The organism is Thiospirillum jenense, assembly GCF_014145225.1.
GTDB lineage: Bacteria > Pseudomonadota > Gammaproteobacteria > Chromatiales > Chromatiaceae > Thiospirillum > Thiospirillum jenense.
On the sequence record NZ_JABVCQ010000003.1, the window covers coordinates 21,257 to 44,054 of the forward strand.

The 22,798-nt window shown below is 52.0% G+C and carries 23 protein-coding genes; 6 read left to right on the forward strand and 17 right to left on the reverse strand.

Features of this window, described 5'->3' with window-relative positions; genetic code table 11:
- Positions 1-6 precede the first annotated feature (6 nt).
- The 4 genes from HUK38_RS01555 to cbiE form a co-directional block, all read right to left on the reverse strand.
- Positions 7-1,101 (reverse strand): PilN domain-containing protein, encoded by a 1,095-nt coding sequence (locus HUK38_RS01555; protein ID WP_182582030.1) that lies wholly within the window; start codon positions 1,099-1,101, stop codon positions 7-9.
- A gap of 143 nt (positions 1,102-1,244) precedes the next feature.
- Positions 1,245-2,912, reverse strand: coding sequence for a hypothetical protein (locus HUK38_RS01560; protein WP_238787353.1), 1,668 nt, complete (start codon positions 2,910-2,912; stop codon positions 1,245-1,247).
- A gap of 101 nt (positions 2,913-3,013) precedes the next feature.
- Positions 3,014-4,852, reverse strand: coding sequence for a PhoX family protein (locus tag HUK38_RS01565; protein ID WP_182582031.1), 1,839 nt, complete (start codon positions 4,850-4,852; stop codon positions 3,014-3,016).
- Positions 4,853-4,981: 129 nt separating this feature from the next.
- Positions 4,982-6,274: a precorrin-6y C5,15-methyltransferase (decarboxylating) subunit CbiE gene (gene cbiE, locus HUK38_RS01570; RefSeq protein WP_182582032.1), complete on the reverse strand. Its 1,293-nt coding sequence runs from the start codon at positions 6,272-6,274 to the stop codon at positions 4,982-4,984.
- A gap of 136 nt (positions 6,275-6,410) precedes the next feature.
- Between cbiE and mpl the strand changes: the two genes are divergently transcribed.
- The 5 genes from mpl (at position 6,411) to HUK38_RS01595 (ending at position 11,410) form a co-directional block, all read left to right on the forward strand.
- Positions 6,411-7,895, forward strand: coding sequence for a UDP-N-acetylmuramate:L-alanyl-gamma-D-glutamyl-meso-diaminopimelate ligase (gene mpl, locus HUK38_RS01575; protein WP_182582033.1), 1,485 nt, complete (start codon positions 6,411-6,413; stop codon positions 7,893-7,895).
- A gap of 49 nt (positions 7,896-7,944) precedes the next feature.
- On the forward strand, positions 7,945-8,538 hold the full coding sequence (locus HUK38_RS01580) for a hypothetical protein (RefSeq protein ID WP_182582034.1): 594 nt from the start codon (positions 7,945-7,947) through the stop codon (positions 8,536-8,538).
- A gap of 63 nt (positions 8,539-8,601) precedes the next feature.
- Entirely contained in the window at positions 8,602-9,150 is a 549-nt protein-coding gene (locus HUK38_RS01585; protein WP_182582035.1) for a hypothetical protein, read from the forward strand.
- Between the two features lie 103 nt (positions 9,151-9,253).
- Entirely contained in the window at positions 9,254-9,838 is a 585-nt protein-coding gene (locus HUK38_RS01590) for a flavin prenyltransferase UbiX (RefSeq protein ID WP_420825160.1), read from the forward strand.
- 39 nt (positions 9,839-9,877) lie between these two features.
- On the forward strand, positions 9,878-11,410 hold the full coding sequence (locus HUK38_RS01595; RefSeq protein WP_182582037.1) for a mannose-1-phosphate guanylyltransferase/mannose-6-phosphate isomerase: 1,533 nt from the start codon (positions 9,878-9,880) through the stop codon (positions 11,408-11,410).
- Between the two features lie 147 nt (positions 11,411-11,557).
- On the opposite strand, the gene HUK38_RS01600 is transcribed toward HUK38_RS01595, so the two are convergent.
- The 13 genes from HUK38_RS01600 to HUK38_RS01660 all read right to left on the reverse strand — a co-directional run bounded on the left by HUK38_RS01600 (position 11,558) and on the right by HUK38_RS01660 (position 21,929).
- Positions 11,558-11,983, reverse strand: coding sequence for a F0F1 ATP synthase subunit epsilon (locus HUK38_RS01600; RefSeq protein ID WP_182582038.1), 426 nt, complete (start codon positions 11,981-11,983; stop codon positions 11,558-11,560).
- Between the two features lie 28 nt (positions 11,984-12,011).
- Positions 12,012-13,388 (reverse strand): F0F1 ATP synthase subunit beta, encoded by a 1,377-nt coding sequence (gene atpD, locus HUK38_RS01605; protein ID WP_182582039.1) that lies wholly within the window; start codon positions 13,386-13,388, stop codon positions 12,012-12,014.
- Between the two features lie 108 nt (positions 13,389-13,496).
- Positions 13,497-14,360, reverse strand: a complete 864-nt coding sequence (gene atpG / locus HUK38_RS01610) for a F0F1 ATP synthase subunit gamma (protein ID WP_182582040.1) — start codon at positions 14,358-14,360, stop codon at positions 13,497-13,499.
- A gap of 64 nt (positions 14,361-14,424) precedes the next feature.
- Positions 14,425-15,966: a F0F1 ATP synthase subunit alpha gene (atpA, locus tag HUK38_RS01615; protein ID WP_182582041.1), complete on the reverse strand. Its 1,542-nt coding sequence runs from the start codon at positions 15,964-15,966 to the stop codon at positions 14,425-14,427.
- Positions 15,967-15,979: 13 nt separating this feature from the next.
- Entirely contained in the window at positions 15,980-16,525 is a 546-nt protein-coding gene (locus HUK38_RS01620; RefSeq protein ID WP_182582042.1) for a F0F1 ATP synthase subunit delta, read from the reverse strand.
- Positions 16,526-16,534: 9 nt separating this feature from the next.
- Positions 16,535-17,005 carry a F0F1 ATP synthase subunit B gene (locus HUK38_RS01625; RefSeq protein WP_182582043.1) on the reverse strand — a complete coding sequence of 157 codons (471 nt, stop codon included), beginning with the start codon at positions 17,003-17,005 and terminating at the stop codon, positions 16,535-16,537.
- A gap of 73 nt (positions 17,006-17,078) precedes the next feature.
- Complete coding sequence (gene atpE / locus HUK38_RS01630; RefSeq protein ID WP_182582044.1) at positions 17,079-17,312, reverse strand: F0F1 ATP synthase subunit C; 234 nt, start codon at positions 17,310-17,312, stop codon at positions 17,079-17,081.
- 99 nt (positions 17,313-17,411) lie between these two features.
- Complete coding sequence (gene atpB / locus HUK38_RS01635; protein ID WP_182582045.1) at positions 17,412-18,278, reverse strand: F0F1 ATP synthase subunit A; 867 nt, start codon at positions 18,276-18,278, stop codon at positions 17,412-17,414.
- A gap of 30 nt (positions 18,279-18,308) precedes the next feature.
- Positions 18,309-18,782, reverse strand: a complete 474-nt coding sequence (locus tag HUK38_RS01640) for an ATP synthase subunit I (RefSeq protein ID WP_182582046.1) — start codon at positions 18,780-18,782, stop codon at positions 18,309-18,311.
- 207 nt (positions 18,783-18,989) lie between these two features.
- On the reverse strand, positions 18,990-19,790 hold the full coding sequence (locus HUK38_RS01645) for a class I SAM-dependent methyltransferase (protein ID WP_182582047.1): 801 nt from the start codon (positions 19,788-19,790) through the stop codon (positions 18,990-18,992).
- Between the two features lie 55 nt (positions 19,791-19,845).
- Positions 19,846-20,562 carry a tRNA threonylcarbamoyladenosine dehydratase gene (locus HUK38_RS01650; protein WP_182582048.1) on the reverse strand — a complete coding sequence of 239 codons (717 nt, stop codon included), beginning with the start codon at positions 20,560-20,562 and terminating at the stop codon, positions 19,846-19,848.
- Complete coding sequence (locus HUK38_RS01655) at positions 20,559-21,335, reverse strand: TatD family hydrolase (protein ID WP_182582049.1); 777 nt, start codon at positions 21,333-21,335, stop codon at positions 20,559-20,561. Before HUK38_RS01655 ends, HUK38_RS01650 begins: the two co-directional genes overlap by 4 nt.
- A gap of 48 nt (positions 21,336-21,383) precedes the next feature.
- A complete protein-coding gene (locus HUK38_RS01660) occupies positions 21,384-21,929 on the reverse strand; it encodes a DUF2058 domain-containing protein (protein WP_182582050.1) in 546 nt (181 codons plus the stop codon).
- A 29-nt stretch (positions 21,930-21,958) separates the two neighbouring features.
- Here HUK38_RS01660 and HUK38_RS15480 point away from each other — a divergent pair, with 29 nt between their 5' ends.
- Complete coding sequence (locus tag HUK38_RS15480; protein ID WP_182582051.1) at positions 21,959-22,705, forward strand: OmpH family outer membrane protein; 747 nt, start codon at positions 21,959-21,961, stop codon at positions 22,703-22,705.
- Positions 22,706-22,798: the final 93 nt, after the last annotated feature.

The following is a 22,798-nucleotide window of genomic DNA, read 5'->3' on the forward strand; positions in this document are numbered from 1 at the left end:
TAAATGTTATTGCGGCGGGGGCGCGGGTGGATCGTGACGATAGGTAAAGGCGATTTGAAAGCGTTCTTTGCCGGTATTGGAAAGCTGCATCACTGGTGAACTGAAATGGACGCTATTGATACCCGGCGCTGGTTCTAATAATCCAATTAACGCGGTAGCGGCGGCTGATTGCCCACGCATATCTACTTCTTGATTGACGTAATTCAAGGTCTGAATCCAGGTATCATCCGGCAAGCGCGTAGTTAATTCACGCCATAAATCAGTTAAGCGCGCCGCTTGTGCATGATAATTCAAGACCGCCATGCTGCCGGCGCGGGCTTGTTCTAATTCGGTGCGCAGCGCGGGAATCAAGTCAGCTTGCCGTTTTATTTGGCGCAATGCTTTTGTTAATGCACGATGTTGTTGTTGTTTTTGCCATAGCGGCGTGGCTAATGTCGCAGTCACGAAGGCGAAAGTTATGATTATTAACGTGGTGGTCATCCACGTTGTTAAATACCGCCGCCGCGGGCGTTCATTTAATGGCAATAGATTCGCATTCGGCCACGCGCCAATCCAAGTCAGATCATTCGGCGCGGCGCCCGCTTGACGCAACCGTTGCAGCCAGGGGGCGAGTTGATCGCGGCGGCACAGCGCCAGCGTCACGGCGATTTTGGTGTGCCGTGCCACGCTGCCGTGAGTGCGCACGTCAAAATACACCTCGGCGGGTTGGAACGGGGTCAGCCGATTCATTTCGTACATAACCGTTTGATGCAACTGGTTTTTTACTTGAATCGGTAGCTGCAATTCGCGGGTCAGCACCGCTTGGGCGGGTAACTCGACGTGCGTGTCCTGCCAGTCAAAACGGGTGCCGGGCAGCAGTTGCGCCAGTGTTTCCTTGCCATCGCGGGTCAATTCGCCCAAAAAATCGCGTTGTTCGTCCACAATTCGCCACAATTCGGCGACTGGGGCGTCCAATCCGGCCGCCGGACACACCACGAGGCGCGGTGGTTGGCGACTGAGCAGCGATTTGAGGCGCGGCGGCAGACAGGTCAATAACGCCGCCCGCCATGCCTGACCGATGCGCGGGAGCAATTGCGCGGGTGTTGCCCCTGAATATGTCACAGGTGTTGTCGTTTGTTGATTGTCACATGTCAATCATACAACAATTGCACGGCAAAACTAATCAGAGATAACGCTCGCTGGAATACACCGCCGCTGGTTTAATAGCAATTTCTGGGTGGTTAATCAATGAACGCGACTGGTTTTTAATAGCCAACCACTGGGTCTTTAATCCCAGTTAAAGTGGCGGCGTCAATTGAACGATGCACAGTTGTTAACGGCGTAACCGTCGCATCACGGCCGCTAATAAAACTCTGCTCGCGCACGATTACTTGATAGGCTTTATTTAATGTCATTGCACGTTCTGGTGATGCCGCTAATAAGACGCTAATATCCGTGCGCAATTGTTCAAGCTGCGCTGGGTTGAGTTGGTGATTGGCATCAAAAAAGCGGGTTTTGATTTCATCATTGCTGCGAAATTCATCACCGGCACCATTGGTTTGTAAATAAAACGTGTATTCCAATTGACCATCTTGACGGGCGCGGTCGGGAATACCTGTTAATCCACGTTGATCCCAATGATACCACCCGCGTTGCCAAGCGGTGGTTGCTGGTAATTTGCGTGGAAAAGCAAAACTGCCATCAGTTATCGCACCAATTCCACTATGACAGCCAATGCAAAACACTAATTCTTCATAATTCTGCGGGCGTAATTGACCCTCGGCATCTTCAATCATTGCCGCGTAAACCCAGCCTTGATCATTGCTCACACCGGCTTCTAAATTGCCGTGAATGGTGCGAATACGATCAGGAAAATCATGTTGTTCTTTAATTTCAGCCGCCGTTTGCAAATCCAAATCTGCATAGGTCATCCAATACTGTTTGCGCGCATAACGCACTTCTTTCATTCGCGCCGCTAATTGATTTTCACCCTGTTCATTCACGTCAATATAGCGCACCGTATGCAAAAATTCCGTGCCTTCGGGATACAGTCGGGCGGCTAAATGTAATCGGCCGGTACGCTGTTCTATTAACGCCTGCCCGACATACCACATATACCGATTGTCGCGTGGCGCCCAATCATATTTAATTAATTCAGCCCGTCCAATTTGACCGTCATGGTCAAGATCAATTCCGCCCAATGCCGCTTCATCAACCGGTTCAATCGGAATATCACGGGTGGTGATTAACGCTTCGACAATCGCCAAATTGACTTTATAAACCGTGAGATCAAAATTGCCATTCACGTCACGCCGAAATGAGTCAGGTAGGCGAATTAACACGTCGTCGGTTGAGCCATTGGTTGGCCAAAAGGTGCCCAAGAATGGATAATAGGCAAAGCTGCGCCACCCGGTGAATTGATTATCTGGCGTTCGATCAAAGCCTTCATTGTCAAATTGAAATTGGGCATCGGGAATAAACCCATCCCAGCGGCCGTTTTCATCATAATCCCATTCAATTGGCACTTGATTCAACCGAGCGGCGGGTATGATATTGCCATTGCTATCAAAATAATTGCTTTGGCGAATATACGTTAGAATGGCGTCATCACTGATTGCGGCAACTTGCGCTTGGCGATCTTGAAATAAATTGTGCCAGGGATTGTCTTCCGCAGAGAGCGGAAACGCATAGGTTAATTGCAACTCGTCATCATTGATTTTATTTGGTGATAATGACGCCGTATGACAACTATAGCAGGGGTTGTGCAATTGCCCATGCTCATCGGTGGTCTGAGTGTAGCACTGCGGCGGAATATAAGCGGTGGCGTTGGTTAATAACCGTTGTTTAAACGTATTCGGTTCTGTCGCGGCGCTATTGAATGCGTAAAGCAATGCAATACTCAAGGTTGGGAGAATAGTCCATTGTGGGTTCATGTGCGCAGTTCTATCAATACTGGTTGCAAAATAAAAGCCATTGTCACGACTAATCTTATTTGTGACAATGGCTAACGATGCAGTGAATGACTGAGAATTAATTACCGGGTCATGGCAGGAAATACGAAATAACCCGTATAACCCCGAGCGGCGGTTGCATCTTCCAGTTTATCGGCATCTGATTCGCCATACGGATGCTGAATCACCGACATTAAATACGCAAACCCATTCACATTAGGATAGAAATAAGGCGATGTCGTTTCTGAACCATAGGGCGTGGTTTGAATGCGCGTTAAACGACCAGAGGAGAGTTGATACGCCCACACCATATCGTTTTGATGTCCCGTGCCGCTATCTTCACCAATAATTAACGTGTCATAGCCTGGCATGTAAGTTAAGTTATCTGGATTAGCAATGCTATTCAAATCACATTCGTTATTGCCGTCAAAATTGGCTGAATCATTTGCGGCGCCATAATTCTTAGTTAATGGTATGCCCATCACTAATCCTGACATGCTGCGCGCTGTATAGCTGCCATCAATATCCAGCGCATACACCGCACCGCAGACATTGCCATTGGTTAATGTGATGTGATTATGACCACCGAGATCATATTTATCATAGCGGCCAGTTTTACCAACCCGCCCGAAATTCAACATACCGCGATCCACTTCTGAAATAGCAATGTACAGTTTATTCGCCTGTGAATTAAAAGTAATGCCTTCCATTTTGCGGAATTCAGTAGTCGCACCTTCCATTGCCGCCCAACGGCGCGTTTCTAATCGGGAAGCAATGCGTTCATCTTCACTGCCAATAGCGCCGTCTTGATTGACATCGCGCAATTTTAAGCATTGATGACTGCCGTCTTCATGCCCGGCGTTAATTGAAGTATAACCCACAGGACAGGCGCCGGTATCTACACCATTGGCGTCAAGCACTGGCGTTGTTTCATCAAAAATATCAGCGAAGCGGTACGCCGCAATCCACTCCTTGACCTGTTCATCATTCGCATAACCAAGATTAACCCAATTCAATTTTGCCGTGCCAGCGCCGCTGCTGTTGATTTGATTCCATTGCGCCGCCCATAGCGTGCCATTGCTTAGATCACCGGCAGTTTTGGCGACAAATCGGAATAAACCAACGTTGGTGCCATCATCCGATAAATACACGGTTTTATTATCCGGCATGACGTAACCCAATTCTAATGCAATTCGCCCCATGCTGTAGTGTTTAGTCACGGTGGCGTGATTAAAATCATCAACTTTAATTTCAACTGGATAGCCGTAATCATAGGGATTAACAACGGTGGCAGCAGCACTTGGTGCGGCATTAAAATAGCTTGCCATTGCCGCATTATATTCGGTAATTGTATTGTCGCGCCATTGTTTGGCATCGGGTTCGTATTCTTCTGAACCTAAATGCGTTCCCCAGGGTGTGACACTGCCCGCGCAATGCACCCAACCGCCACGCACGGCGGCAAAATCTAATGAACGAGTGCGGACTGCGGTTAATACGCCAGAGGTGGCATCTTGATTGATTTCAGTTAAATACATGGCGCCGGGGCGGGATTCAAAATGTGACACGCTGTAGAGTTTATTATCCGTACCGCGCAGAATTGAGGTGAAATCGTTGTCATTAGAAATGTAATAAGAGCCGTCTTCAGCGACTAATGGATTGCCATTGCTGGTGTAAAGCAAACCGAATACACCGCCATTCGGATCAGCGGCAGTGGTGGCGCCGGCGCGTAATAACACTTGGTAATTGATGGCGACACGATTGCCATCTATCATGGCGTAATCAGAAGTTAAAATGCTGCGCTTTTCGGCGTCGGTAACGGGAATTGGTGCGCTGGCAAATTCAATTGTGCCGGCAGCGGCAGGCAGAGTGATAATTGCATTGAAAAGTAGCCCAGTGGCTAATACTGATTTATTTGAAAACATGCTGAATTCCTGGCGGTGAATAAAAATGATGCAACAAGTGATGTTAACCAATCAATATGAATTTAACATGACCAAATGGTGACGGCGTTAATAAAACTGGTTCAGGCGTTAATCGGTTCATTCACAGATTTAATTCACCACCGTCACCAGCCAAACTGGATTAAGCGCCGCCAGCCGCTGATGACTGCCCAACGCTTGACTGCGGGCGACGGTCAATTGCACCAATTCCCAATTCACGCCCTGCGCGTCCAGCCAATTGGTTAATTGGGCGAGCGCGTCCAGCAGCACCACGCTCATCACCAGCCGCCCGCCTGTGCGCAGCCGCGCTAAACTCTGTTGCACAATGGCGACAAGTTGCCCACTGTTGCCGCCAACAAACACCGCATCCGCCGCCGGCCAATTGGTCAAGTCCCGCGGCGCCTGCCCGACGGTCAAATGGTAATTGGTTGCGCGTAACGCCCGCGCCGTTGCCACGATCTGCGCCGCCCGCTCGGGGTGTTGCTCAATTGCCCACACGTCGCCAAATTGACACAACCGACTTGCCTCCAATCCCACCGCCCCGCTGCCTGCGCCCACGTCCCACATCACGCTGTCCGCTCGCAGCGCCAGCTTTGACAACGCCACCGCACGAATTTCAGCTTTGGTAATTAAGCCACGCTGCGCGCTGTTCGTGGTAAAAAAGTCATCGGCAATGCCCGTCAACGGCAGCGGATTGGGCGGCGGCTGGCGGTCAACGATCACGACATTTGGTGTGGCAAATTCGCACTCAGCCGCGGCCGCGAGTGGTAAATCAGCAACGACCTGCTCGTCGGGACTGGTCAGCCGCGAGGCGATACTCAACCGCACCTCGTCGCCATACCCGGCGGTCAACAACGCCCGTGCCAGTCGCGCCGGGGAATTGGCGGGGCTGGTCAAGACGGCGACCAACTCGGCGCGGGCGACGCTGCGCAGTGTTGAATACAGCGCGTGGTGCGGCGTGGCTGACCAGTGCCACTCGCCGCTGTCGTGGTGGTGACACGAGGCGATGGTCACGGTTTGCCAAGCGCGGCCGAGGCGGGCGAATGCCAGTTGAACGCTGGAGACGGCGGGTAAAATTTCCACTCGTTCAACGCCGAGCGCGGCGGTCAATTGGCTGCCGAGGCCGTGACAGAGCGGGTCGCCACTGGTCAGCACGACGACGCGCTGGTGGCGAGCGTGGGCGGCGCGGATCCAGTCGGCAACGGCGGCGAGTTGCCCGTCAAATGGGCGTCGTTCGACTTGCGGCGGGAGTAATTCGCCAAGTTGCGCCAATGTTTGCGCGCTGCCGATCACGCAGTCGGCGGTCAACAAGCGAGCGCGGGCGGCGGCAGTTAAACTCGCGCCGTCGTCGGGGTGAATGCCGATGATGGCGCAGCGGGGCGCGGGTGGCGGAGCGGTGGACATGGCGGGTGACATCCGGGCAGAGCGGGTGGTTTTGGTTAAAATGCGCGACCGGCGCCATGCTACCACCGGCTCTAAAATCGCGCCGCCTCAACTATTTTTCATTTTCCCTTAACCAATCAACGAGTTATTTCCCATCATGCACCTACACATTCTCGGCATTTGCGGCACGTTCATGGGCGGCATCGCGCTGCTGGCGCGGCAACTGGGGCATCAGGTCACGGGTTCAGACGCCAACGTCTATCCGCCCATGAGTACCCAACTGACCGCGGCCGGGATTGCGCTGACCGACGGCTACGCGGCCGAGCAACTCCAGTTGCGGCCGGACGTGGTCGTGGTCGGCAACACCATGAAACGCGGCGTGCCGGTGATCGAGGCGCTGCTCGACAGCGGGCTGCGGTATGTGTCGGGGCCGCAGTGGTTGGCCGAAAACCTGTTGCATCAGCGCCACGTTTTGGCGGTGGCCGGGACGCATGGCAAAACCACCACGGCGAGTGTATTGGCGTGGCTGTTGGAGAGCGCTGGGCTGCAACCGGGGTTTTTGATTGGCGGAGTACCACGCAATTTTGGTCACTCGGCACAACTGGGCAGTGCGCCGTATTTTGTTGTGGAGGCGGACGAGTACGACACGGCGTTTTTTGACAAGCGTTCCAAGTTTATTCACTACCGCCCGCGCACCTTGATTATTAATAACATCGAGTTCGATCATGCTGACATCTTCGACGATCTGGGCGCAATTCAGCGGCAATTTCATCATCTGATCCGCACCGTGCCGGGCAACGGCTGTATTTTGCACCCGTGCGGTGATGCGGTGATTGCGGCGACGTTGGCGCAGGGCTGCTGGACGCCGACGCCGACGTTGGCGGTGCTGGAAAAAAATCACGCCAGCGCAGAAATCTCCGCCAGTCCGGAAGAAATCCCCCCCGGCCCCCCTTTTGCAAAAAGGGGTGAAGAGTTGACTTTTGCAAAGGGGGGGGCGGGAAGCGACTGGTCAGCCGAGCTGTTGCAACCGGACGGCAGCCAATTCGCCGTTTATCACGCCGATCAACCCTGCGGTGTGGTGAATTGGTCACTGTGCGGCCGGCACAACGTCGCCAATGGGCTGGCCGCCATCGCCGCCGCTGCGCACATTGGCATCGCGCCAGCACAGGCGATCACCGCGCTGGCACAATTTCGCGGCGTGGCACGGCGGTTGGAATTGCGCGGCGAGGTGGGCGGAGTGCGGGTGTACGATGATTTTGCGCACCACCCCACCGCCATCGCCACGACGTTGGATGGGTTGCGGCAGTCAGTCGGGGCGACGGCGCGGGTGATCGCCATTTTAGAGCCGCGTTCCAACACGATGCGGTTGGGCGTTCACGCGGACAGTTTAGCGGGTGCGTTGCAAACGGCTGATTTGGTGTACATTTTTACCCCGCCGGATTTGGGTTGGGACGCGGCCGCGGCGCTGGCGCCACTCGGATCGCGGCTGACGGTTGCCAGTGACATCGCGCAACTGGTTGCGCAAATCACCGCCGCCGCGCAGCCGGGCGATCAATTATTGGTGATGAGCAATGGTGGTTTTCAAAATATTCACCAGCGGCTATTGACGGCGCTGGCCGAGCGAGTGACGGTAAATGTTTAATTTGTCAGTATTGAATTAAGAATTAAGAAAAGACTCTCTGGATCATCACATGCCATTAGCTCAAGAAGACATCATTTTTATTAAACAACACCTCGGCGAATGGTTGGCGGAACAATCACTCGGCAAGCCGCCGCTGGTGTATGAAATTGAATTGCGCGAGCGGATGGTGCGGGTGGAGGAAGAACTCAAGCACCAGCGCGAATTGATGCGCGAAGGCTTCATGCGCATGGATGAGCGCTTTGAAACTATGCAAATTAGCATGGATAAACGCTTTGAGCAGATGGATAAGCGGTTTGAAACTATGCAAGCCGCAATGAATAAGCGGTTCGAAACTATGCAAGCTGCAATGGATAAGCGGTTTGAAACTATGCAAGCCGCAATGGATAAGCGCTTTGACGAAGTCAATAAACGCTTTGAACGAATGGATCAACGTTTTGAGCAGATGGACAAGCGTTTTGAGCAGATGGATAAGCGTTTTGAAGCCATGCAAGCGGCAATGGATAAACGTTTTGAAGCCATGCAAGCGGCAATGGACAAACGCTTTGATGAAATGCTCAAACGTCACGATCAGCAATTCTTCTGGCTGCTGGGTTTTATTGCGACCGGCGTGGGTTTGGTCATTGCCGCCATGCGCTATCTCTAGCGCGTGTCGGCACATGTTTGAATTGTCAGCATTGAATTGAGAACAGACTCTCTGGATCATCACATGCCATTAGCCCAAGAAGACATCATTTTTATTAAACAGCACCTCGGCGACTGGTTGGCGGAACAATCACTCGGCAAGCCGCCGTTGGTGTATGAAATTGAACTGCGCGAGCGCATGGTGCGAGTGGAGGAAGAACTCAAGCACCAGCGCGAATTGATGTTGCTGTTACAACAACAAATGCGCGAAAGCTTTGAACGGGTAGATCTGCGTTTTGAAGAAGTGAATAAACGCTTTGAAATCATGCAAGCCACGATGGATAAGCGCTTTGATGAAGTCAATAAGCGCTTTGAGCAAATGGATAAGCGTTTTGAAGCCATGCAAGCGGCAATGGATAAGCGTTTTGAAGCCATGCAAGCGGCAATGGATAAACGTTTTGAGCAGGTAGATAAGCGCTTTGAGCAGGTGGACAAACGTTTTGAAACGATGCAAACCAGCATGGATAAACGCTTTGATGAAATGCTGAAACGGCACGATCAGCAATTCTTCTGGCTGCTGGGTTTTATTGCGACCGGCGTGAGTTTGGTCATTGCCGCCATGCGTTATTTCTAGCGAGTGCCGGCAAATGTTTGAATTATTAACATCGGACGGCAATGCGCCAGCGCCGCTCGGCTGGTCAAAAACCGTCACGCTGGCGTGGACGGGCGCATCGGGAATGCAGTACGGCTGGCGGCTGCTGGAGTGCCTGATCGCCGCGCAGGTGCGGGTGTACCTGTTGATCTCGCCGGCCGCGCAGGTGGTGAGCAAACTGGAATTAGGCGTGACCATTCCCGCGCAACCGCTTGTTGCGCAACAGTTTTTTAGCGATCACTGCCGCGCCGCGCCGGGACAATTGCGGGTGTTTGGGCGGCAGCAGTGGACAGCGCCGGTCGCCTCGGGCAGTCACGCCCCGGACGCGATGGTGATTTGCCCCTGCACCGTCGCCACCCTCGCCAGCGTCGCCGCCGGGTTGAGCGATGATTTAATCAACCGCGCTGCCGACGTGATGTTAAAAGAACAGCGCAAATTGATTATGGTGCTGCGCGAAACGCCGCTGTCGGTGATTCATTTGGAAAACATGCTGCGCCTCGCCCGCGCTGGTGCCGTCATCATGCCCGCCAGCCCGGGGTTTTATGGTCAACCACAGACGGTCAACGATCTGGTTGATTTTATTGTCGCCCGCGTGTTAGATCACTTGCAGGTCGCGCATTCACTCCTGCCGCGCTGGGGTGACGAGTCACCGCCCGCTGCGATTGATTAACCCCGCCCCGTCACTTTTCCACCACGAGAATTAGCCATCATGTCATTACAACCGGTCATACTGTCAGGCGGTTCGGGGTCGCGGTTATGGCCGCTGTCCCGCGAAGCGCTGCCCAAACAATTTTTGCCGCTGACCAGCGATCACACCATGTTGCAGGAAACGGTGCGGCGGCTGGATGGCTTGGCGGCAGAACATCCGACGCTCGATCTGGCAACCCGCGAGCCGATTGTGGTGTGCAATGACGCGCACCGCTTCCTCGTTGCTGAACAATTCCGCCTGATGCAGCGGCGGACAGCGGCCATTATTTTAGAACCCGTCGGGCGTAACACCGCGCCGGCCTTGACGCTCGCCGCGCTCGCCGCCGTTGAAAACGCGACTGCCGCTGACGCGCCGATTCTGCTGGTCATGCCCGCCGATCACACGATGGTCAACGCCGCCGGCTTCCGCAGCGCCGTGGCTGACGGCTACCGCCTCGCCGCTGCTGGCGCGGTAATTACCTTTGGCATCGTGCCAATGAAACCGGAAACCGGTTACGGCTATTTGCAGCAAGGCACACGCCTCGCCACCGCTGACCTGACCACCGCCGCGTATCAACTCGATGCGTTTGTTGAAAAACCCGATGTGGACACCGCGCAACAGTATCTGGCCTCGGGGCAGTATTTGTGGAACAGCGGCATTTTCATGCTGTCAGCGCGGCGGTGGCTCGAATTAATTGCGCATTTCCGCGCAGACATGGCAGCGACTACTGCGGCAGCCATGCGCACCAGCAAACGCCTGGGGGATTTCATCACGTTGGACGCCACCGCCTTTGCCGCCTGCCCGAGCGATTCGATTGATTACGCAGTGATGGAACCGCTGGCGGCCGCGGCTGGTACAACGTTCAACGCTCACGACGGGGGGGAAAGTGACCTGCCAACCGCTGTCGTGCTGCCGCTCGATGTCGGCTGGTCGGATGTCGGTGCGTGGTCGGCGTTGTGGGAAGTGCGCGACCGCGATGAAGCGGGTAACGTACTCGATGGCGACGCATTCGTGCATGATTGCCGCAATACGCTACTGATCGCGCAACATCGCATGGTCGCGGCGGTGGGCGTTCACGACCTGATTGTGGTGGAAACGCCGGATGCCGTGCTGGTGGCGGATCAAGCGCGGGCGCAGGATGTCAAAACGGTGACGCAATTTTTGAGTCAATCGCACCGCCACGAGCATCGCCATCATCAACAGGTGCATCGCCCGTGGGGGATTTTTAAAGCGATTGATCGCGGCGAGCGCTATCAAGTCAAGCATTTGACCGTCAAACCCGGGCAGGCATTGTCGCTGCAAATGCACCACCATCGCGCCGAGCATTGGGTGGTGGTGTCAGGCACGGCGAAAGTCACCTGTGATGAGCGCGTCTATCTATTAACCGAAAACCAATCCACTTATATTCCCGTCGGGGCGCGGCATCGGTTGGAAAATCCCGGCACCATTGATTTGGAAATCATTGAAGTGCAATCGGGCAGTTATTTGGGCGAGGATGACATCGTGCGGTTTGATGATATTTATCAACGCGATACGACGGACGGGAATCAATAGAACGCGGTAATGCTGGCGCGGCGGGTGATTAGATTACACGCCAGTTTCAATAATAACCGGCAATAAAAAACTCCCAGCACCGCAAATGCCATGCTGGGAGTTGATAATTAAAAAACCGCAGCGGTTTATTAGATAAATAAATCGAAGTTAATTCGTTTTCATCTTGCGCAACTTTTCAATCGTGCGCAACTGCGCAATCGCTTCAGCCAACTCCGACTGCGCTTTGGCGTATTCAAACTGCGCCATCTGACCGGACAGTGCATCTTCTGCGTGACGCTTCGCCTCCAGCGCCGCCGCTTCATCAATGTTCTGCGCCAAAATAGCCCGATCCGCCAGAATCGTCACGACATCCGGTTGAACTTCCAACAACCCGCCGGAAACGTAAAACTGCCGAACCTGCCCCTGCGCATCCTCAACCCGCACATCGCCCGGTTTCAACCAAGTAATCAGCGGGGCATGACGCGGCGCAATGCCTAACTCACCCATTTGACCAGGCGCGTACACCATTGCCGCCTGACCGGAGTGCATCGCCCCTTCCGCACTGACAATCTCAACTTGAACGGTCATTGCCATCGCATTTGCTCCTGCGCCGCCGAATTACTCACATCTTCTCGCCTTTGGCCACCGCCTCATCAATCGAGCCGACCATGTAAAACGCCTGTTCGGGCAGCGCGTCGTGGTCGCCGTTGACGATGGATTGGAAGCCGGCAATCGTATCCTTGAGTGAAACGTATTTGCCTTGCGCACCGGTGAACACTTCCGCCACAAAGAACGGCTGCGATAAAAACCGCTGAATCTTGCGCGCCCGAGCGACGATCAACTTGTCATCTTCGGACAATTCATCCATGCCCAAAATGGCGATGATGTCCTTCAATTCCTTGTAACGTTGCAACGTCCCCTGCACCGCCCGCGCCGTTTCGTAATGCTCCTGACCGACGACATTCGGATCCAAAATACGGCTGGTCGAATCCAGCGGATCAACGGCGGGATAAATGCCCAACTCCGCAATCTGCCGCGACAAGACCAACGTCGCATCCAAGTGCGCAAAGGTCGTCGCCGGTGACGGGTCGGTCAAGTCATCCGCTGGCACATACACCGCCTGGAACGACGTGATCGAACCGGTGCGGGTGGAGGTGATGCGCTCTTGCAACGCACCCATTTCAGACGCCAGCGTCGGTTGATAACCCACCGCCGATGGCATCCGCCCCAGCAACGCCGACACTTCCGTACCCGCCAACGTGTAACGATAGATGTTATCAATAAACATCAACACGTCACGCCCTTCGTCACGGAAATACTCAGCCATCGTCAAGCCAGTTAATGCCACGCGCAACCGATTACCCGGCGGCTCATTCATCTGACCATAGACCAGCGCGACCTTATCTAAGACGCCGCCTTCTTTCATTTCGTGATAAAAGTCATTGCCTTCACGAGTCCGTTCACCGACACCCGCAAACACCGAATAACCCGAATGCTCAACGGCAATATTACGAATTAACTCCATCAGCGTCACGGTTTTACCGACACCCGCACCGCCGAATAAACCAATCTTGCCACCTTTGGCAATTGGCATAATCAAGTCAATAACTTTAATACCCGTTTCTAATAACGCAGTCGTACTGGCTTGATCTTCATATTTCGGCGCTGAACGATGAATCGGCCACGTTTCAGCATGACCAATTTCACCTAATTCATCAATCGGATTGCCCAGCACATCCATAATGCGCCCGAGCGTTGCTTTACCAACGGGAACACGAATCGGCGTACCAGTATTACTGACACTCACACCGCGTCTTAATCCATCCGTACTCCCCATCGCAATGGTACGCACAATGCCATCGCCAAGCTGTTGTTCGACTTCCAGCGTCAGACCAGCGGCATCAACACTAAGCGCATCATAAACTTTGGGCATGGAGTCACGCGGAAACTGTACGTCAACCACCGCGCCGATGATTTCCACCACCTTGCCGGAACTCATAATTCGTGTCCTCATTACATTCGCCTTGCGGCACTTTGAATACGGAACTAACTAATTAGTTAGGAATACGGGAATGCGTTTTGAGTATCAGCTGCTTAAAAGGTTTATCTACACAGCCGCCGCGCCACCGACAATTTCGGAAATCTCTTGTGTAATTGATGCCTGCCGCGCTTTGTTATACACCAATTGCAATTCACCAATGAGATTGCCGGCGTTATCTGATGCAGATTTCATTGCCACCATCCGCGCCGCCTGTTCACACGCACCATTTTCTACGACTGATTGATAAACCAGCGATTCAACATAGCGCGCTAATAAGCGATCCAAAACGTAATGCGCATCGGGTTCATAGATATAATCCCACACAGCCCCCGTTTTATGAGCGTCAGGGCCGGCAATGGGAATCAATTGTTGCAATGTCGCTTTCTGGGTCATGGTATTGACGAACGCATTATAAACTATGACCACCTGGTCAACTTCACCGCGCTCAAACGCATCCAACATCACCTTCACTGGACCAATTAAATCCTCGACGTGCGGCTTATCACTCAAATGCGTTGCGTGCGCTAATACACGACCACCAAAACGCTTAAAAAACCCGAGTGCTTTTGAACCAATCGTGCAAAACACCGGTTCAATTCCCGCCTGATGTTGGTCTTTAATATGGTGCGTCAGCGTTCGGAATAGATTGCTATTCAACCCGCCGCACAAGCCACGATCCGAGGACACCACGATGTAACCAACATGCTTGACCGACCGCGACTCCACCATAAAACTATGATGATATTCGGGTGAGGCTTTGGCTAAATGATGAATGACCTGCAACATCTTTTCTGAATAGGGACGTGACGCCCGCATACGTTCTTGCGCTTTACGCATCTTAGATGCCGCCACCATTTCCATGGCGCGAGTAATCTTCTGGGTGCTTTTGATGCTCGCAATTTTAGTGCGAATTTCTTTAGCGCCTGCCATAACTAGATTCCTTGATGTTGATAGCGAATAGACGGGGCATCACTTAATTAACCACGCACATTCATTACCAAGTGTTATGCGCCTTAAAGTCCTTAATTGCCGCATGTAACTCATTCTGAATCGTCTCGTTGTAATCACCCGTTGCGTTAATTTTATCAATTAACCCGCGATAATTACTCAGCATAGTTGTTTGCAAAGCGTGCTCGAAATCAACGACTTTCTTGACTTCGACGTCGTCCAAATACCCTTCATTTGCCGCAAATAAACTCACCGCCATTTGCCCAATACTCAAGGGGGAATATTGCACTTGTTTCATCAATTCAGTGACACGTTCGCCGCGCTCTAATTGCTTGCGCGTCGTTTCATCTAAATCCGAAGCAAATTGTGAGAAAGCCGCCAGTTCACGGTATTGTGCCAATGCCAAGCGAATGCCACCGCCCAACTTTTTAATGATTTTAGTTTGCGCAGCGCCACCCACCCGTGACACGGATAAACCCGCGTTAATGGCAGGACGAATACCCGAGTTGAATAAATCGGTTTCTAGGAAAATTTGACCGTCAGTAATGGAAATCACATTGGTTGGCACGAACGCCGACACGTCGCCCGCTTGGGTTTCAATAATGGGCAAGGCTGTTAAAGACCCGGTTCGACCTTCAACTGCGCCATTGGTCACTCTTTTGACGTAATCGGCATTCACCCGCGCCGCCCGTTCTAATAAGCGCGAATGCAAATAGAACACGTCACCAGGATACGCCTCACGACCCGGCGGGCGCCGTAATAATAATGACACTTGACGATAAGCCCAGGCTTGTTTGGTCAAATCATCATAAATAATCAGCGCATCTTCACCGCGATCACGGAAATACTCACCCATTGCACAACCAGCATAGGGCGCGATGTATTGCATTGCCGCTGAATCAGATGCCCCAGCATGAACAATAATAGTATGATCCATTGCGCCAAACTCTTCGAGCTTGCGCTGCACGGCGGTCACCGACGAATTCTTTTGTCCAACAGCAACATAAATGCACTTAACGCCCGTGCCTTTTTGGTTAATAATCGTATCAATTGCAACCGCTGTTTTACCCGTTTGCCGATCACCAATAATTAACTCGCGCTGACCACGCCCAATCGGCACCATCGTATCAATGGCTTTTAATCCCGTTTGGAGTGGCTGATCAACGGATTGACGACTAATAACACCGGGGGCAATTTTTTCAATCGGTGAAGTGACAGTGGCATTGACCGGTCCCTTGCCATCTAATGGAGCGCCCAATGAATTAACCACGCGACCTAATAAGCATTCACCGACTGGGACTTCTAATACCCGCCCAGTACAGCGCACCCAATCACCTTCAGATAAATGCGTGTAATCACCTAAGATAACTGCACCAACTGAATCGCGTTCCAAATTCAACGCTAACCCGAACGTATTATTCGGAAACTCCAGCATTTCATAATACTGGGCATCAGACAGTCCATAAACGCGCACAATACCATCGGTCACACTGACAATAGTACCTTCTGTCCGCGCTTCAGTTTTAATATCAAATTGTGCAATTTTTTGTTTAATGAGATCGCTGATTTCAGCGGGATTCAGTTGCATGGCGGTATTCCGTTCAGAATTGCAATTCAGTTGCGAGCTGCTGGAGACGTCCCCGAATCGAACCGTCAATCACGACGTCATCGGTGCGAATTTCAAGACCACCGATGAGTGTCGGGTCTTCCTCAATGCTCAGGGTGACTTGTGCGCCAAACCGTGTGCGGAGTGCGGTCGCCAGCGTCTCTTGATCCTCCGCACTCAGCGGATAGGGCGTGCGCACCACAACATGACGTAACCCTTGCTCGGCATTTTTTTGCTGTTCAAACAACCGGGCAATGTCAGGCAAAAGCATCAACCGATCATACTCACCCAACAGTTGCACCAAGTTAACCAGTTCGGGGGCAAGATCAACTCGCGCCGCGGCACTGGTCACAATCAGGTCGCAAAGCCGCTGACGTGGCACATTCGGGTCGCCAATGTGTACGGATATTTGAGGGTCGCTGAGAACGGCACTAAGCATTGTTAGTGCATCAGACCAGCGTTGCAGCGCGTCTTGCTCATGCGCGATGGCAAAAACTGCCTCCGCGTAGGGACGTGCGATAGTGGTGGTGTCTCCAGCCATAACCTCGCCTTAAATCTGTTTTGCAAAGGTATCAAGCAGGTTCTTATGAACCCCAGCATTGATTTCCTGTTGCAGGATTTTTTCAGCCGCCGCAATGGTAAGGGTCGCAAACCGCTCGCGCAGTTCCTCACGCGCCCGATTTGCCTGCTGTTCAATTTCAGCCTGCGCAGCCAGCTTGAGCCGTTGACCTTCCGCCACTGCATCCTGCTTGGCTTGATCGAGCAACTCATTATAACGCCGCTGGGCTTGGCTAATAATTTCAGCCGCATCCGCCTTCGCCTTGTGCATCACCTCAAGCGCCCGCTGACGTCCCAGCTCCTGTTCGTGGAGCCCGCGTTCAGCCGCTGCTAACCCTTCGGCGATTTTGTTTTTGCGTTCTTCCAACGCCTGCATGATCGGCGGCCAAACATAAGTCATGCAGAACCAGACAAATGCCGCAAAGGAGATCATCTGGAGAATCAGTGTCAGATTGATATGCATCTGTATGCCTTGTGGAGATGAATAACTAAATGGCTACAACTGCTGGTACATCTGTTTGGCCAAACAGTGCGCATCACACCGCAAACATCAGGTACAGACCCATCGCAATCGAAATGACTGGCAGTGCGTCGGTTAAACCCATGACAATAAAGAATTGTGTGCGCAACATTGGAATCAATTCCGGTTGACGCGCTGCACCTTCGAGAAAACGACCACCAAGAACACCAATACCGACGGCGGCACCGAGTGCGCCTAATCCCAGCATAAGACCGGCGGCGATGTATAGGATGGCTTGTGCAAGTTCCATGTTTTTCCCCCTGTGGGTCTGACCGTGTGAAACAATTAAAAACTAAACGAAATCAAAAACTGGTATTAAAACCGTTAGCAATTCAGCGCTTGCTCGATCTTAATGATGCGTTTGATGCGCCATGTCTAAATAAACGATGGTCAGCACCATGAAAATAAACGCCTGCAAGGTGACAATTAAGATGTGGAAAATTGCCCATGCCAGCTGCATGACGCCCGCTGACACATCCATCACCAACCCGTGTCCATACATTAGTGCGATCAGGATGAAGATCATTTCACCTGCATATAAGTTGCCGAATAACCGCAATGATAATGACACTGGCTTAGACAATAAATTAATGCCTTCTAACAACAAGTTGGCCGGCATTCCCCATTTGCCAAATGGTTCGAGCGTTAATTCACCTAAGAAACCACCCACGCCTTTGATTTTAACACTGTAATACAGCATGGTGAAAAATATCATTAGCGACATCGCAAAGGTTGCATTCGGATCAGTGGTTGGCACGACCTTGAGAAATACATGATGCGGATCAGCGCCCAATGCTGCCATGCTGTGTTGGAAAAAGAATGGCACTAGGTCAACGGGCAGCAAGTCCATTGCGTTCATTAGGAACACCCAAACAAAAATTGTTAGGGCTAATGGTGCAACAAGTGGATTGCGGCCACTGAATGAACCACGCACGTTGTCATTCACGAAATCAATAATCCATTCGGCAAAATTCTGGGCGCCACTTGGTACGCCTGCCGTTGCTTTTTTAGAAACCGATTGAAAAAACCATAAAAACAACAACCCCAGCACGAGTGAAAAAAACATTGTGTCAACATGAATCGCCCAAAACCCCATTTCACCAGCTTCGATACTGCTGTGGGCAAACCCTAAACCATGTTCGGGATGAAACCCAAACGTTAAATTGGTCAAGTGATGTTGAATGTAGGCTTGTGCAGTGAGCGCTTCTGTGGTCATAAGTTTTTAATTATCCTTTAACGCTTGCAATTACTTAGCGCCGGTGAAACGCGAAGTGAGAAATGCGGGTAGCATTTGCACGATAAAATAAGCGCCGAGCAGCGCGAGTGGATAAAGCGGTTTGATTGTCACGAACGTAGTAATCAATAAAAGTGTAACAAGTGTAAGTTTAATCAGTTCGGCAGTGTACATACGCAACATGAGCGATTGTAATTGCTGCGCTTGGTAGCACCGAAAAATCCATTTAGCGCTGATCCAATTGGTCAGAAAACATACCACTGCGCCAATACTCACCGACACCAGCATCGCTGTACCAAATGGCAACACAATTACAATTAATGCAACGGTCACGTTGGCTTGCCAGCGGAGCAGTTGCTTGATCTGCGGTTGATTTGATGTCTGCTTATTTGGGATGCTCAACGCAACAAGGCAGTGTGTGGATAATTTCCTGTTAAGAACGCGAAGTATAAGCATCTTCGCGTGAGTGGTCAAATCAAGAAACATACTACTGCGCCAATACTCACCAACACCATCTTCGAGATTTCTGTTGAATCCTGTTGTCTTTCGGAAGTGACGCAGTTCAAGTTGTAACTAACTAATTTTCAATGAAAAGTACGTTCCTACGCTGGAACGTAGGAACGATCAATCACTGGCCGCACAATAGCGTAATGTGCTGTCAGATTGAGACGTTTTCCGAAAACTGTGCCGTATTCAAACCGCTGGTTTTTCCGCAACGCAGAGCCATCCTATTGAAGCAGTACTGTCATATATCGCGTCGTCATACAAACCATACAGCGAACCAATAATGTGCTGTACTAATGGCAAAAGAGGGTGTTCTTGGTCACTGTCAGGTAGCTTAATAGTGAAGTTTTCTGCTTGTAACCCTCGTGATTGAGCATCATTAATAATCCCGTCTAAAATGAATGCGGTTGTCCCCTCGATGGAGTTCGATGATGGTAATAATTTAAGAATACGAAAACCAGCTTCTTCTAATCTGCTTTTAAGGCCGTAGCGAGTGAAACGATTGAAATCGTAGGGAGTTTCATGTTCAAGGTACATGAATGGAACGTTGAGAAATAATCTGCCGCTTTGTTTTAGACATTTTATTGCATTAGCAAAAAATTTCTCTGGCCTTTCAATGTGTTCCAAAACAGAATGGGAATAGATGAGATCAATTGAATTGTCGCTTGGTAAAAAGTTGTCTCCATCTAGTTCACAAACATAATCGTAAGAAATATGTGCCATACCCTTCATTGCAATGCCGGATGGATGCTCAAGGGTTAGATAGTTTGATTCTGTAAAAAACGGTTCAAATCTTTTTTGACCGGCACCAGCATCTAATACCGTTTTTCCCTTAGAAAAGTTTCTTGCTTCAATCAAAAATTCAAAACATGCCCTGCTGCTCATTAATTCCCCCCAACCTAAATCTTTCGCGAAATACTCGTAAAGCACCTGTTCACGCAAATCAATGTACTGCTCTTTATTTTTCGGAACATATAAAGGGGGTTGCATAGCGATTCCTATTAAAAGTTGAGAAGTGATAAAATTGTTCCGGGCGTAATTCTGCTCATACTCGCGCAATCGTCCGCTGAATCACGCCCCCCGCCAACGTCAACCCAAACAATGCCGGCAAATAACTAATGCTCCCAATCACCCGCGCTGCTGCCGGCCGCGGCGGTTCATCAGACCACACCGCCACCACACCGCGCTCAAATCCGTGCTGCCGCACCCGCACCCGCACCGCTCGCGCCAGCGGACAGATTTGCGTATCCATCAAATCAGTCACGCGCAGCCGCGTCGGATCAAGCCGCCCGCCTGCGCCCATGCTACTGGCGACGGGAATGCCGCTCGTCAACGCCGCGGCCAGCAACGCCACTTTACTGTCCACGCTATCAATCGCATCAATGACTTGCGTGAAATCATCACTCGTCACCAACGCCGGCATCTGCTCAGGCGTGACAAATTGATTGACCAATTGCACACGGCAGGCGGGATTGATGTCGTGAACGCGAGCGGCCAGGACGGCGGTTTTAGGTTGATGCAACGTGGATTCCAGCGCCAGCAGTTGGCGATTGCGATTGGAGCGGCTGACGCGGTCGCCGTCCACCAGCGTCAACTGCCCAACCCCAGCGCGGGCGAGTGCCTCCACCGCGTACCCGCCCACGCCGCCCAAACCGACGACTAAAATCCGCGCCACCGCGAGGCGTTCACAACCCGCGTTGCCGATCAGGTGTTCGGTGCGATCTTGCCAGTGCGCGTCATCCGTGAATTGGTCAACTGTCATGTCGGCAACCGTAAATTCAACACCTCAGCGGCAGTTTGAGTCGTTTGCGCGGCGGCCAATTCAGGCGTGATCTGGCGTAACTCAGCCAACGCGGTCAGCACCTCGGGCAAATACGCCGGACTGTTGCGCTGGTACTGGTGCGAGGCGACGGTCAAATCCGGCGCGTCAGTCTCCAACACGATAGCCGACAGCGGCAGAATTTGCGCCAGCCGCCGCAGGCGAGTCGAGCGCGTGAAAGTCAACATGCCACCAAATCCCAGTTTAAATCCCAACTCCAAGTAGCGCCGCGCCTGATCCGCGCTGCCGTTGAAAGCGTGAACAATCCCGCCGTGATTTGGCTGGCGCTGGAGAATGGTCAACACGTCATCGTGGGCGCGGCGGACGTGCAACAACACCGGCAGCCGCGCCGCGTGTGCCAGCGCCAGTTGACGGGTGAACAGTAACTGCTGACCAGCGCGATCTGCCGCCGCGGGCGCGTAATCCAACCCAATTTCACCCACCGCCGTCAGCGTCGTGTCAGCCAACTGCCGCTCCAGTGCCGCCAAATCCCGCGCCGCGTCGTGTTGGTCAAGAAACAACGGATGCAAGCCGAGCGCGGGGTACAGGTCGGCGTGACTGGTGCATAATTGCAACAGATGCGTCCAGCCGGCGGCGGCAATGCCCGGAATCACCTGCGCAATCACGCCCACCGCTCGCGCCGCCGTTAATACCAATTCACGGTCAGCATCGAATTCGGTCACGTCAAGATGGCAATGCGTATCAATTAACTGCATTTAATAACCGAGGCGCAATGATTAACATTAATCAACCTTATCAACGTGTTACCACATCAAATCATCCGGGACTTGATAGGCGGCGTATTCATCCTCGGCGGCCTTGGCGTGGTCAGCATTGGATTGATCGGCATGATTCCACACGAGAATAAAACTGGCATCGCGCTCGGCAACCCGCTGGGCGATGTCGGCAGGAATTAACTCGTAAAAATGATCTTGGCGTACAATTGCCAAGCGGCCGGTGACGATGGCGTGATGTTGCGCGGAAGTCACATACAAGCGTTTCAGCGTCTTGCCGTCGGCAAAATGATACGCGACCTCGGCGGGATCACGCGGCAAGCGATTGGCGTGAATCAATTCGCGCAGCGCATGAGCCGCCGCTCGCCGTTCAGCGTCGGCATCGCGTTGGCGGTTAAGTTCCCGATCCTGCGCCTGTTTTTCGGCAAGCGCCGTTTGCACCGCCTGCTGGCGCACCTGCGCAGACGGATCACCGCCGGCGCGTTTTTGTTTGCGCTGCGCGGTCTTGACCTGTTTGACCTGTTGCGTTTTTACCAATCCCAGTTGTAATAGTTGATCTTGAAGCGACGTGACCATCAGCGCAGTTCCTCTCGCGGCAGACTATTGTGAATGAGGCCGCTAATGCTAATCAAAAATTGGCGACTTTGCTGATCGGAATGCGCCCGCTCGGCGGCTGGCAGTGCAATTTCCCGCCACGATTTCATGCCAATATGGGTATAATAAATGACGCCGTCGTGTGTATTAAAAACGCAGATCAACGCTGTTTATCATTCGCCATTCATGTCAAATTAACTCTGGAGAATTCCATGAAACGTTTAATCACTTCTGTCTGTGTCACACTGAGTATTTTATTGAGTTTAGCAGCGGTTAATAATGCGGCCGCGGCCGAACTTGGCTCAGTGGACATGGCACGGGTCTTAAAAGAAAGTCAATTGGGCAAGGATGCCGAAGCGCGATTGGAGGCACGGTTTAGTGAAAAAACCAAACCTTTTGCCGAAGAAGAACAGGAAATTCGCGGATTGCAACAAGCATTAGCGCGGGATAAACCGTTAATGAGTCAAGCGCAGGCGGAGAAAAAAGAAGCGGAGATTCAAACGCGAATTAAAAAGTTTGAAAAGGACTTTGCCGCTTTGCAACGTGAATTGATGCAGGCGCAGCAGGAAGAAGGGCGTAAAATCCTTGTGCCAGCGCGGGATGCAGTTGGCATCGTGGCAAAAAAGAAAAAGTTATTAGCCGTGTATGAATCGAGCCAATCCAACATGCTCTATTTATCCAGTCAAATAGATATTACCGATGCCGTCATTGCACAAATCAACGGCAGCGCGAAAACAAAATCTAAATCAACTGATTAAATAAAACTGCTTGCCCGCCTCGCACAACGATTGATTTGCGTGTGATTCACTTGAAATAACTTTGTCAGATCAAGAGCGGGCATGATACGATTA